Raw genomic sequence first — 12,383 nt, forward strand, 5'->3', positions numbered from 1 at the left:
ATCACAAGCTCGGCTGCGGACTTTGTGTGTCGCGGCGCTCGCCAGTGGCGATGAAGTCATCGATCAGCTCCACCACCTGGTTCGGCGCCTCCACCTGCGCGAAATGACCGACGTCGGGCAGGATTTCGAGCCTGGCGTCGGTGCGAGCCTTGTGCGCGGCGTACGCGTGATCGACGGGGATGATGCCGTCGCGTTCCCCCCAGATCGCCATGACCGGCAAGTCCTCACGCAGCGAGAGTCTGTTGAGCGCGCTGACCGCCTGGCCCCGGTAGTCGACCACCGACCTCAGCGTCCGCAGGAACGACTGGCGCGTCTCACCGTCGGACAACGACGAGTAGGCGCTCCACAGCTCGGCCCCGCGCGGCGACTGGATGCCCGCGCTTTTCAACCAGGACCTGAGCTTGTTGCCGACGGACAGGACGGGCGTGGGCGCGATGATCGGCAACACCAGCTCCGCCCCGGGGGCCGAGAGCAGCCGCAGCACCCATCCCACGTCGGGACCCAGGCCGCCGCTGCTGATCAGGATCAACCGCTTGGCGTAGTCGGGGTGCTGATAGACGAACTGCATGGCGACACCGCCGCCGAGCGAATGACCGACCACGGTGGCCTGGCTGACACCGAGTTCGTCGAGGAAATCACGAAGCCAGACCGCAAACGCGCCCAGCGAGTAGTCGGTGCGGGGCTTCGCGGACTGGCCGTGGCCCAACAGGTCGGGCGCGACGATCCGGAACTTCTTCGACAGCTGCGGTATCACGGATCGCCAGGTCTCCGAACTCCCCGCCATACCGTGGATCAGCAGCAACGCTTCGCCATCACCCTCGTCGCGATAGGCGATGCGATCCCCGTGTAACTCGAGAAACTTCATGTCACTCATTCGGGCTGTGTACCCGCTTTGGCCCTGCTGACGACGCGGGCAGGGCAAATGCCCGTCCGTTGAGCAATGATCAAGGGCATGACCGAACCGGTTGCGGCCCGCGTGGCCGTCTACCTCGACTTCGACAACATCGTGATCTCGCGGTACGACCAGATACACGGGCGAAACTCGTTTCAGAAGGACAAGGCCAAGGGGCTCGAGCAGCATTCCGAACGGTTGGGCCAGGCGACGGTCGACGTCGGCGCCATCCTCGACTACGCGTCGTCGTTCGGGACCCTGGTGCTCACCCGCGCCTATGCGGACTGGTCGGCGGATATCAACGCCGGATACCGCGGCCAGCTGGTGGCCCGGGCGGTCGACCTGGTGCAGTTGTTCCCCGCGGCGGCCTACGGCAAGAACGGCGCCGACATCCGGCTGGCCGTCGACGCGGTCGAGGACATGTTCCGGCTGCCCGACCTGACCCACGTGGTGATCGTGGCCGGCGATTCCGACTACATCCCGCTGGCCCAGCGCTGTAAGAGGCTGGGCCGGTACGTGGTGGGCATCGGGGTGGCCGGGGCGTCGAGCCGGGCGCTGGCGGCCGCGTGCGAGGAGTTCGTCGTGTACGACGCGCTGCCGGGGGTTCCCGCGCTCGACCGCGAGCCCGGGCCGGCCGACACCGCCCCGCAGAAGCAGCGCGGCGGGCGCACCAAGGCGGCGCAGGCCGAGGAGCCCGAGCCGCCCGACGCGCAGGCCGCCGCCACCGCGCTGCTGACGCGCGCGCTACAGATCGGCCTGGAGAAAGACGACGTCGACTGGCTGCACAACTCCGCGGTGAAGGCACAGATGCGGCGCATGGATCCGTCGTTCAGCGAAAGATCTTTGGGTTTCCGGTCATTCAGCGATTTCCTGCGGTCGCGCTCCGACGTCGTCGAGCTGGACGAGACGTCGACGACGCGGATGGTGCGGCTGCGCGCGCAGGATTGAGCGGCGTCGCCCCCGCGTCGCGGCAATGCATTTTCTCGCTGGTGTATGGCGTTTCGCCGGTGCGCGGATCGATATCGTTGACAGCGCCCCGGGGTGGCCATACATTGTCTGGGAGTCGTCCGCAGCTGGTGGGGGATGAATGAGGAGACCGTCATGACCGTCGGTGCCGCTCCCCCAAGCGTTTTCGACGCCGACCTGCCCACCCTGTCCTACCGTGACGACGAAACACCCGCGGAGGTCTACCCGCGCCTGCGGGAGGCGCAACGGCACGCGCCCGTCGCGCTGGGGCCGCACGGCCCCGAGGTGCTCGGGTACCACATGGTCCGGTCCGTCCTGCGGGACACGCGGTTCCAGATCCCGCCCGGCCTGAATCTCCTTGTCCAGGGCATCACTTCGGGCCCGCTGTGGGACAAGGTGGTCAACAGCCTGCTGTGCCTCGAGGGCGACGCGCACCACCGGCTGCGCAGCCTGACCTCCAAGGCGTTCACGCCGAAGGCCACCCTGCGCCTGCACGACACCATGGTCGGCGTGCTCAACGAACTGGTCGATCGGGTCGCCGGCGCCGGGCGCTGCGACGTCGTCACCGACATCGCGCGCCCGTATCCCGTGCCGATCATCTGCGCGCTGCTCGGGGCGCCCCGCGAGGACTGGCAACGGTTCTCGCTGTGGGCGGACGACGTGTTCAAGGCGTTCAGCTTCACCGCCGACCTGACCGAAGTGGAGCCCGTCGTGATGCGCGCGTGGCGCCAACTCGACGCCTATGTCGACGAGATGGTCGCCGGGCGCCGCCGCAGCCTGACCGACGACCTGCTGTCCGACCTGATCCGCGCCGAGGACGAGGGCGACCGCCTCGACGCGGCCGAACTGCGCATGCTGGCCGGGGGGCTGCTGCTGGCGGGGACGGACACCACCCGCAACCAGGTCGCCGCGTCGGTGCACCTGCTGTGCGAGCACCCGGAACAGTGGGAGCTGCTGCGCCGGCGACCCGAGTTGGCGATGCGCGCGGTCGAGGAGACCATGCGGCACTCGCCGATCGTGTGCGGGACGCTGCGGCTGGTGGCCGAGGACGCCGAGGTCGACGGCTACGTGTTTCCCGCCGGCACGATGGTCCTGCTCAACACCGGGGCGGCGAACCGCGACCCCACCGTCTACGACGACCCGGACCGCGTCGACATCACCCGCGAGGGCGCCCCGCCGATCCTGACGTTCGGCGGCGGCGCGCATTACTGCCTGGGCGCCAACCTGGCCAGGCGCGAGATCGCCGAGGCGCTGACCGTCTTGACCGCCCGCCTGCGCAATCCGCGCATCGCCGGCCCGGCTCCGTGGAAGCCGATGGGAACGCTGGGCGGCCCGCTGAGCCTGCCGCTGGAGTTCGACCGCTAGGCATCCGGCGCCGCTCAGGGATTCGGGTGTGAGCTCGCGGATTCGGGTGTGAATCCATGGCTTTGACTGTGCGCTGAGGGCGACGACACGCCGGGTGGTTTCAAGGTTTGGTTGCAACAGTGGTTTGTGGCGGGTTGACAGTAGCCGGTTGAGGACTTGGGCGGGGCTGTCCCAGCCGAAGCGTTTGCGTGGGCGTTCGTTGAGTTCAGCGGCGACTTCGGCGAGGTAGTCGGCCGAGTGCACGGATAAGTCGGTGCCTTTCGGAAAGTATTGGCGCAATAGGCCATTGGTGTTTTCGTTGCTGCCGCGCTGCCAGGGTGAGTGTGGATCGCAAAAGTAGATGTCGATGCCGGCGTCGATACTGATGCGGGCATGGCGCAACATTTCGTGGCCTTGGTCCCAGGTCAGCGAGCGCCGCAATGCCTGGGGCAGGGTTTTGATGGTGGCGATCATCGCATCAGCCACCGTCTCAGGGTCGCGACGGGCGGGCAGGTGCAGCAGTTGCACGAACCCGGTGGAACGTTCGACCAGGGTGCCGATCTGAGAGTGTTGATTTTTGCCCAGGATTAAGTCACCCTCCCAGTGCCCGGGCACCGCGCGGTCAGCGGCCTCAGCGGGCCGCTCACTGATGTTGACCATGCCCGGAATTCGGCCGCAGCCGCTACGGGCGCCGACTCTGGCCCGTGGCTTGCGCAATGCCCGCCCGGTCCGCAAACACTTAGTCAGCTCGCGGCGTAGCTCCCCGCGTCCTTGCACGTAGAGCGCCTTGTAGATGGTTTCGTGGGACACCTGCATCTCCGGGCGGTCGGAATACGTCGTGGCCAACATCCCGGCAATCTGCTCCGGGCTGTACTTCTTGACCAACCACGCTTGCACCTGATCACGCAACGCAGGGCAGCGACCCAGCTTGCCGATCTTGGGCCGGCGCGCTCGCTGCTCGCTGCGAAGCTGAGCAATCCGCGCCGAATAGCCCGATTTCGCATCCACGCCCGCTCGGCGGGCTCCGAAGCGGTAACGAGAACGATAACGGCCCACATACCCCCGCATGACGCCGTTGTTGGCGATCTCGCGCATGACTGTCGACGGGGCCCGGCCCAACCGGGCTGCCATCGAGCGAATCGATTCGCCCTGAGCGGCGCCGATCATGATCTGTTCACGCTCATCAGCCGACAACCGCGGCCGTTTCTGCCCCTGAGGGGCTAACCATCGCGGATTCACACCACCAAACCTGCGAAACCACTTGCCGCCGCACGTCGCCGACACGCCGACCGCAACCCCGGCGTCCTCCGAGGACACCCCGGACGCGATCAACTCCCAATACCGGCGCTGCACCGACAACAACTGAGGCTGACCCGTCATCAACACCCCTAACTACGAAGTGTTGCAATCACCCCTTGAGCCCAAGCCGAGCGCGGCCGCCGTGGCTTCACAGTCAAAGCCAAGGCTTCACACCCAACGCGACGCCGTTGGCAATCCGCCGAGTCGCGGTGGCGGCGGGGCGGCCTTACGCTGCGGGGGTTACACGAACTTCACGGGGGTTTTCGATGCGCGCAACCTGGGGACCGGCCGCCGCCGCGGTCGCCTGCCTGGCGCTGTCGTCCTGCTCGGAAACCGTGTCGGCGCCCCCGCTGACCCCCACCGCGCCGACGTCGGCGTCGAAAACGACCACCCGTGCGGGACCCGCCCCGATCACGGGCCCGCTGGAAAAGGACTGGAAGAGCTACGGCGGCACGGCGTACTTCGGCTGCCCGCAGACCTTTTCGGCCGGCAAATCCGCACTCGACGACATCCGGCCGAAGATCTTCGACCCGAAGACGGGACAGTACGTCGCGCCGGCCATCCCCACGATCGCCGCCGGCGAGAACCTCACCGGTGCCATGTGCGGGCTGACCGGGACCGCCGCCGACCTGAAGGTCGTCTACGTGGTCACCACCGTCAAGCCCGCCCAGGCCCCGGCGCCCGAAATATCAAGGACCACCGCGTATTCCTACGACTGGTCCTCGGGCCACCAGGTCGCCACCAAAGAACTGCAGCCGCCGACCCCCGGCCTGAGGTTGGCGGCGCCGAAGGAATGGGGACTGGCCCCGACCGCCTCGGGCGTGGCGTGGGTGAACGCCTTCACCGACGGGCACGCCCCCGCGTCGCCGCCCCGAACCGTGGTCCTGTCCGGCGCCGACCTGTCGATCATGTGGGACGATCCCCAGCCCGCCCGGGTTTGGCAGGACGTCATTGCGTTCCCCCGCAACGCCGATCCCGGCAAGGCCTCGGGGGCCGAGCTGCGCCGCCCGAACGGGGAGGCGATCTACCAGGACGACGACGCGCAATCCGTGGACGCCGAATTGGCCGACGGCCCAGACAAACTGGTGAAGATCACCCACCGGGAGTCGCGCAACCCACCGGCCGTCTCCACGATGTTCTATGACCTCAACGCCAAATCCCTCATCAAGATCGGCGATTCGGACCGGGTCTCCGGCGGCGGGCTGAGCGCGGCCCTGTCCGACGGGAAACTGTTTGTCGACGGGCACAATTCGGAGAACTCCTCGTTCGGGTTCGGGGTGTGGAACCTGCGCAGCCAACAGTGGGACTTGCTCAAAAGCCGCGACGACGCCAAGAAGATGTCGATTTCGAAGCTGGCGTTCTTCGAAGACCACCTCTACCTCACCGGCAGCGGCGGCACGTTCTCGGTCATCGCCCTTCCTGCAACGGATCCCGTCGCGTCCGGCTGGTCGACACGCCCCTTCGAGCGGATATCCGGATGGACGCTGGTGTGCCGCGGCGAGACCGCGCCGTCGTCCAACGGCGAGTGCAAGGAGATCGTCATGGTGCAAGACCAGGACGGCCACTACCCCGGGCCCTGGTTCTGACGGTCGCCCGCGGTCAGGTCCAGCCGAGGGCCTGCGGAACCATGTACAGGCCGAACCCGATGGTCACGAAGCACAGCGCGCGGGTGACGTATTTGTGCAGCCCGCGCATGCGCCACTGCTCGGGCAGGGCCCTGGCCTCCAGCGCCAGCAGCAGGCCCAGGACGATGGGCAGCAGCAACGCGTTCATGACTTCGACGTCCACGGCCAGATTGACCAGGTCGACGCTGGCCAGCACCAGCACCGCGCCCACGATGTGCGCCAGCGAATACGTGATGTAGAACCTGGCGGTGGCGCGGTTGGGCCGCTCGTTGAGCGTGTGCTTCCAGCCGAACACCTCCGCGAGCCCCCACGCGCCCGCGAGCGAGGCGACGATCGCGGCCACCAGCGCCGCGCCCAGCATGCCGAGCCCGAACAGCACCGTCCCGCCGACCCGGCCGAGGTAGGGCGTGAGCGACTGGGCGATCTGGCCGACGGTCTCCAGTTCCGCGCCGCCGCCCTGCGCGCCGCTCGTCCCAATGGTGGACGCCATGGTGACCACCACCGCGATCATGATCAGCTGGGTCAGCACCGCGCCGAAGGCGGTGTCGTAACGGGCCTGGCGAATCGTGTTCTCCGACAGGCGCTTATCGACCACCGCTCCCTGCTGGTAGAAGATCATCCACGGCATGATGACCGCGCCGACGTTGGCCGCGACCAGTAGCAGGTATGACGAGTTGCCGAGCGGCATCGACGACAACCCGCCCACCAGGGCTCTGGGGTCGGGCCGGGCCATGACCATCGCCACCAGGAAGGCCAGTTCGGCGGCGCCGACGACCAGGCCGATGCGCTCGACGCGCCGGTAGCTACCGGTCAGGGCCAGCGCCAGCAGCGCGACGGTCGCGACCGGAATGCTCACCCAGCGCGAGACGCCGAAGAGTTCACCCACCCCTGCCACCCCGGCGAACTCCGTGAGCAACGCCCCGATCGCCGAGGCGAACAGGGTGAACGCCGACAGCCACGCCCAGCCGCGGCCGAACCGCTCCCGGATCAGCGAGCCGTGGCCGCGCCCGGTGACGATGCCCAGCCGCACGGTCATTTCCTGCACGACGTAGAGCACCGGCATCAGGATCAGCTGCGGCAGCACCATCCGGTAGCCCCACTGGGCGCCGGACTGCGACGCGGTGATCAGCGACCCGGCATCGGTGTCGGCCAGCATCACCACCAGGCCGGGGCCCCACACCGACAGCAGCCCCCATCGCAGCCAGCGGCCACGGGTGCGCAGCGGTATGTGCGGCCGGTCCTCGGATTCGTCCGCCACCGGCGGGGTGGTCGTATCGGTCACCGGTGGATCCTAACTAGGGGCCGCCTAACCACGGGCGTTTGCCGGAGAGCGCCATTGGCCGAAAATGTGCCGTCATTCTCGAAAATGCGATAGGCGTTCTCGAATCGCGAGAGTACGTTGCCCAAGTATGCAAACGGTGCGTAGCTTCTGCCGCGTCTGCACCTCCGTCTGCGGCATCCTCGTCGACGTCGAGGGTGACGAGGTGCTCCGCGTTCGCGGCGATCAGGAGCATCCCTTCTCCCGCGGTTACACCTGCCCGAAGGGCCGCGCCCTGCCGCAGCTGCACCACCACCCCGACCGGCTCGAACGCCCGAGGATGCGGGCGGACGGCCGGCTGCGCGACACCACGTGGGACGCCTGCCTCGACGACCTGGGCACGCGGCTGAAGGACATCATCGACCGGCACGGGCCGCAATCGGTCGCGTTCTACTTCTCCACGATGGAAAGCGCCGGCTTCCGCATGGCCGAGGCGCTGCACGCCGCGATCGGCACACCGGCCAAGTTCAGCCCCCTGACCATCGACGGCACCGCCAAGCCTTTGGTCTCGGATCTGGTCGGCGGATTCATGGGGCTATCGGGCCGGACCGACCTGGACAACGCCGACTTCCTGATGCTCGTCGGCGTCAATCCCGTTGTCTCGCATGGGCATGCGATCTCGATGCCCAATCCGACCGGCACGGTGCGCGAGATCGCGCGGCGCGGGCAGGTATGGGTGATCGATCCCCGTCGCACCGAGACCGCCCGGCTGGCCACCGCCCATCTGGCGCCGCGGCCCAGCACCGACCACGCCGTCCTCGCCTACCTGGTGCGCGAGATCCTGCGCGACGGAATGAAATCCGACGTCCCCGTGCAGGGCATCGACGAGCTGGCGCGCGCGGTCGAGCCGTTCACGCTCGAGCACACCGCGAAGCTGGCCGATGTCGCCGAGGCCGACCTGACCCGGTTGTGCGCGGGCGTGCGGGCCGCCAAGTGCGTCGCGGTCGAAACCGGCACCGGCGTCACGATGACCGCCGAGCGCGCCAACGTCACGCAGTGGCTCGCCTGGGTGCTGATGATCCTCACCGGCGCGATGAACCGGCCCGGCGGGACGTGGTTTCACCCCGGATTCGCCTACCAGCTCGAGACTTTCGGCGAGTTTTTGCCCGTCACGCCGATCGAGGGATCCTTCGGTCCGGGACCGCGCAGCCGCCCCGAGGCGCAGGCGTTCATCAACGAGTGGCCCTGCGCGGCGCTGCCCGACGAGATCGCCGCGGGCAACATCCGCGCCCTGATCAACGTCGGCGGCAGCCTGGTCACCTCGTTCCCCGAGACCGGCAAGCTGATTCCGGCCCTACAGAGCCTCGAGGTGTTCGCGACCACCGAGATCATCAACAACGAGACCACCGAGCTGGCCACCCACGTCCTGCCCACCAAGGACCCGCTGGAACGCCCCGACATCACCATCCACGACATCCTGAGTTCGCATGTGTCCGTGCAATACAGCCCGGCCGTCGTCGAGCCGGTCGGCGAACGCCGCTCGATGTGGTGGGTGTTCGCCGAACTCGGCCGCCGGCTCGGCTACGAGCTCGGCAATCTCGGCGATCCCGACACCAGCACCGACGACGACGTGCTCGCCGTCCTGTTGGCCGGCGCCCGAACGGGATTCGACGAGGTGGCGGCGGTGGGTTGGGCCGAGGCCCCGCGCGAGCTGCCCGCGGCCTGGGTCGACGAGCACGTCGCGCGGATGGGCGGCTGGCGGCTGGCGCCGCCGCTGCTGGTGGACCAACTCGCGGGCCTGAAACCGCCCGCGCCGCTGGTGCTGGTGCCGCGCCGGCAGCGCCGAAAGCTCAACGGGCAGCTGGATTTTCTCGGCGAAGCCCCCGAGGTTCTCATCCACCCCGAGGACGGCGCCGCCGCGGGTGTCGCCGACGGGCAGAAGGTGACGGTGCGCAGCGCGAACGGCGAACTGACCGGCATCGCCAAGGTCGACGACTCCATTCGGCGCGGGGCGGCGTCGATCCCGCACGGCCACCACGCGGCCAACGTCAACCGCCTGACCAACAAGGACGACATCGACGTGGTGACCGGCATGGTGCGCTACTCGGGGGTACCCGTCAGCCTGCATCCGGCCTGAAACACGCTGTCCTGGTTGGGCAGAAGACACCCTCCCGGTCGATGGGTTGGAGGAGTCGAACCGGGAGGGCGCCTGGCTTGGCGTTGACGCTCGAAGGTCACTGCCCGGCGCGCAGGTCGCATTGGACGACGAAGCAGAGCCGGTCGGCGAACGCGATGGCATCGGCAATCTTCTCGGCCAGCTCGGCGGCGCGGGCCTTGCGGACGCCGGCCAGGCCGGCCTGCGCGGCGAGTGCCGATTCGCGCGCCGTCGCCAGTGCCGTGCGGCACTCGCGGAGTATTGAGAGTGTGGCGGGACTGATAGACATGTCGCCCCCTACAAATCGCGCTCTCACAGCGATACCCGCCCCGGGGCCCGCCACACCGACGTGGCGCAAATTTTTACAACCAATTTGTAGAAATTGCGCACGTGTCGCACAACGTCGCCGCCGGCCCCTGGTCGGCCGGCCGGGCAACCGGGAATCGCGCCGGGCGGAACGACCGCGCGGAGCGCCACACGACTGCGCCCCGGCAAACCGAAATTCGCGGTGTGCGACGGCGCGCGGGCCTACCAAAAACTGTGGTGGCAGGTACAGGATTCGAACCTGTGAAGCTTTCGCGACGGATTTACAGTCCGCTCCCATTGGCCGCTCGGGCAACCTGCCGCCAGACAGGTTACAACGAGCGAGTAGACAAAGCACAAACGCCTATCACCGGATGAAGGGACGGAATGCATGGCGGACTCATCGTTCGACATCGTCAGCAAAGTGGATCGCCAGGAGGTCGACAACGCGCTCAACCAGGCCGCAAAGGAGCTGGCCACGCGGTTCGACTTCCGCGGCACCGACACCACGATCGCCTGGAAGGGCGACGAGGCTATCGAGCTGACGTCGTCCACCGAGGAACGCGTCAAGGCGGCCGTCGACGTCTTCAAGGAGAAGCTGATCCGCCGGGACATCTCCATGAAGGCCTTCGACGCCGGCGAGCCCCAGGCCTCCGGCAAGACCTACAAGGTCAGCGGCTCGCTCAAGCAGGGCATCAGCAGCGAGAACGCCAAGAAGATCACCAAGCTGATCCGCGACGACGGCCCCAAGTCCGTCAAGACCCAGATCCAGGGCGACGAGATCCGGGTCACCAGCAAAAAGCGCGACGACCTGCAGGCCGTCCAAGCTCTGCTGAAGCAGGCCGACCTGGACGTGGCGCTGCAGTTCGTCAACTACCGGTGATCGCCGGTCGCGAGCGTGACGGTGCGGCCCGCGCGGTTTCGCGACTTCCTAGCCCGACCAACCGGTGGGTCTCTAGGCTAGTGACGAGTCCCACAATTTGAGCGAGGTTCACGATGACCGTGACGCCCCAGGAGGCCGCCGGCCACGGCGCGACCGAGGCCGACTACTTCGACGTCATCATCGTCGGCGCCGGCATCTCCGGCATTGACGCCGCCTACCGGATCACCGAACGCAATCCCCAGCTGACCTACACCGTCCTGGAGCGGCGCGCGCAGATCGGCGGGACGTGGGACCTGTTCCGCTACCCCGGGGTGCGCTCCGACAGCAGCATCTTCACGCTGTCCTTCCCGTTCGAGCCGTGGACCCGCGAAGAGGGCGTGGCCGACGGCGTGCACATCCGCGAGTACCTGGCGGCCACCGCGCGCAAGTACGGCATCGACCGCCACATCCGGTTCGACAGCTACGTGCGCTCGGCGGACTGGGACTCCGCGACCGACACCTGGACGGTCACCGTCGAACAGGACGGGGAGCGCAGGCTCTACCGCGGCCGCTTCCTGTTCTTCGGCAGCGGCTACTACAACTACGACGAGGGCTACACCCCCGACTTCCCGGGCATCGAGGAGTTCCAGGGCACGGTGGTGCACCCCCAGCACTGGCCCGAGGACCTGGATTACGCCGGCAAGAAGGTCGTGGTGATCGGCAGCGGCGCGACCGCGGTGACGCTGCTGCCGTCGCTGTCGGACCGCGCCGCGAAAGTGACCATGCTGCAGCGCTCGCCCACCTATCTCATCTCGGCGTCCAAGTACGGCACGGTCGCCGCCGTCGCGCGAAAACTGCTGCCCCGCAAGCCCGCTCATCTGGTCGTCCGCATGTACAGCGCCCTGACCGAGGCGGTGTTCTTCGCGTTGTCCCGCAAGGCGCCGGGGTTCGTGCGGTGGCTGCTGCGGCGCAAGGCGATCAACAGCCTGCCGGCCGGATACGACGTCGACACCCACTTCAAGCCGCGGTACAACCCCTGGGACCAGCGGATGTGCCTGATCCCCGACGCCGACCTGTACGAGGCCATCAGCGCCGGGCGCGCCGACGTGGTCACCGACCACATCGACCATTTCGACGCGACCGGCATCGCACTCAAGTCCGGCGGGCACCTCGACGCCGACGTCATCGTCACCGCCACCGGCCTGCAGCTGCAGGCGCTGGGCGGGGCCACGATCAGCCTGGACGGCAACGAGATCAAGACCAGCGACCGGTTCGTCTACAAGGCGCACATGCTCGAAGACGTGCCGAACCTGTTCTGGTGTGTGGGCTACACCAACGCGTCGTGGACGCTGCGGGCCGACATCACCGCCCGGGCGACGGCAAAACTCATGGAGCACATGGCCTCTCACGGCTACACGCGCGCCGCCCCACACCGCGGCAACGAGCCGATGACCGAGAAGCCGTCGTGGGACATCAACGCCGGCTACGTGTTGCGCTCGGTGCACGCGCTGCCCAAGTCGGGCACCAAGCGGCCGTGGAACGTGCGGCAGAACTATCTCGCCGACGCCATCGACTACCGCTTCGACCGCATCGAGGAGGCAATGGTGTTCGGCCGGACCGCCGACCGCACCGCGCTGGCCGGATAGCCACGCACGGGAGTTCGTGAACTACTCCCAAAT

Annotated in this window: 9 protein-coding genes, 1 tRNA gene and 1 pseudogene; 6 read left to right on the plus strand and 5 right to left on the minus strand. The window is 67.8% G+C overall.

Going from position 1 to position 12,383, the window contains the following annotated elements; translation table 11 throughout:
* Position 1 precedes the first annotated feature (1 nt).
* The gene (locus OCU_RS46510) at positions 2-874 is read right to left on the minus strand and encodes an alpha/beta fold hydrolase (protein ID WP_014381173.1); all 873 of its coding nucleotides are present in this window, start codon (positions 872-874) and stop codon (positions 2-4) included.
* Positions 875-940: 66 nt separating this feature from the next.
* On the opposite strand from OCU_RS46510, the gene OCU_RS46515 reads away from it, so the two are divergent.
* Together OCU_RS46515 and OCU_RS46520 are read left to right on the plus strand one after the other, a co-directional pair.
* On the plus strand, positions 941-1,840 hold the full coding sequence (locus OCU_RS46515; RefSeq protein ID WP_014381174.1) for an NYN domain-containing protein: 900 nt from the start codon (positions 941-943) through the stop codon (positions 1,838-1,840).
* A gap of 153 nt (positions 1,841-1,993) precedes the next feature.
* Entirely contained in the window at positions 1,994-3,223 is a 1,230-nt protein-coding gene (locus tag OCU_RS46520; protein WP_036459813.1) for a cytochrome P450, read from the plus strand.
* Positions 3,224-3,358: 135 nt separating this feature from the next.
* On the opposite strand, the pseudogene OCU_RS50715 reads toward OCU_RS46520, so the two are convergent.
* A pseudogene (locus OCU_RS50715) lies at positions 3,359-4,582 on the minus strand (IS30 family transposase); the annotation flags it as partial.
* A gap of 185 nt (positions 4,583-4,767) precedes the next feature.
* Between OCU_RS50715 and OCU_RS46530 the strand changes: the two are divergent.
* A complete protein-coding gene (locus tag OCU_RS46530) occupies positions 4,768-6,087 on the plus strand; it encodes a hypothetical protein (RefSeq protein ID WP_014381176.1) in 1,320 nt (439 codons plus the stop codon).
* A 13-nt stretch (positions 6,088-6,100) separates the two neighbouring features.
* Here OCU_RS46530 and OCU_RS46535 read toward each other — a convergent pair whose 3' ends face one another.
* Positions 6,101-7,408 carry an NRAMP family divalent metal transporter gene (locus tag OCU_RS46535; protein ID WP_014381177.1) on the minus strand — a complete coding sequence of 436 codons (1,308 nt, stop codon included), beginning with the start codon at positions 7,406-7,408 and terminating at the stop codon, positions 6,101-6,103.
* A gap of 127 nt (positions 7,409-7,535) precedes the next feature.
* Here OCU_RS46535 and OCU_RS46540 point away from each other — a divergent pair, with 127 nt between their 5' ends.
* Entirely contained in the window at positions 7,536-9,521 is a 1,986-nt protein-coding gene (locus OCU_RS46540) for a molybdopterin-containing oxidoreductase family protein (protein WP_014381178.1), read from the plus strand.
* Positions 9,522-9,618: 97 nt separating this feature from the next.
* On the opposite strand, the gene OCU_RS46545 is transcribed toward OCU_RS46540, so the two are convergent.
* Positions 9,619-9,828, minus strand: a complete 210-nt coding sequence (locus OCU_RS46545) for a hypothetical protein (RefSeq protein ID WP_009951849.1) — start codon at positions 9,826-9,828, stop codon at positions 9,619-9,621.
* 252 nt (positions 9,829-10,080) lie between these two features.
* Positions 10,081-10,164, minus strand: a tRNA-Tyr gene (locus OCU_RS46550).
* A 69-nt stretch (positions 10,165-10,233) separates the two neighbouring features.
* Here OCU_RS46550 and OCU_RS46555 point away from each other — a divergent pair.
* On the plus strand, positions 10,234-10,725 hold the full coding sequence (locus tag OCU_RS46555; RefSeq protein ID WP_008261003.1) for a YajQ family cyclic di-GMP-binding protein: 492 nt from the start codon (positions 10,234-10,236) through the stop codon (positions 10,723-10,725).
* A gap of 113 nt (positions 10,726-10,838) precedes the next feature.
* The gene (locus OCU_RS46560) at positions 10,839-12,350 is read left to right on the plus strand and encodes a flavin-containing monooxygenase (protein WP_014381179.1); all 1,512 of its coding nucleotides are present in this window, start codon (positions 10,839-10,841) and stop codon (positions 12,348-12,350) included.
* The last annotated feature ends 33 nt before the right edge of the window (positions 12,351-12,383 follow it).

Origin of the sequence: Mycobacterium intracellulare ATCC 13950 (assembly GCF_000277125.1) — a bacterium.
Classification (GTDB): domain Bacteria; phylum Actinomycetota; class Actinomycetes; order Mycobacteriales; family Mycobacteriaceae; genus Mycobacterium; species Mycobacterium intracellulare.

Excerpts from the sequence above, each read along its gene's own strand:
- OCU_RS46510 (WP_014381173.1), bottom strand. The coding sequence starts at position 874 with ATGAGTGACATGAAGTTTCTCGAGTTACACGGGGATCGCATCGCCTAT.
- OCU_RS46515 (WP_014381174.1), top strand. The coding sequence starts at position 941 with ATGATCAAGGGCATGACCGAACCGGTTGCGGCCCGCGTGGCCGTCTAC.
- OCU_RS46520 (WP_036459813.1), top strand. The coding sequence starts at position 1,994 with ATGACCGTCGGTGCCGCTCCCCCAAGCGTTTTCGACGCCGACCTGCCC.
- OCU_RS46530 (WP_014381176.1), top strand. The coding sequence starts at position 4,768 with ATGCGCGCAACCTGGGGACCGGCCGCCGCCGCGGTCGCCTGCCTGGCG.
- OCU_RS46540 (WP_014381178.1), top strand. The coding sequence starts at position 7,536 with ATGCAAACGGTGCGTAGCTTCTGCCGCGTCTGCACCTCCGTCTGCGGC.
- OCU_RS46545 (WP_009951849.1), bottom strand. The coding sequence starts at position 9,828 with ATGTCTATCAGTCCCGCCACACTCTCAATACTCCGCGAGTGCCGCACG.
- OCU_RS46555 (WP_008261003.1), top strand. The coding sequence starts at position 10,234 with ATGGCGGACTCATCGTTCGACATCGTCAGCAAAGTGGATCGCCAGGAG.
- OCU_RS46560 (WP_014381179.1), top strand. The coding sequence starts at position 10,839 with ATGACCGTGACGCCCCAGGAGGCCGCCGGCCACGGCGCGACCGAGGCC.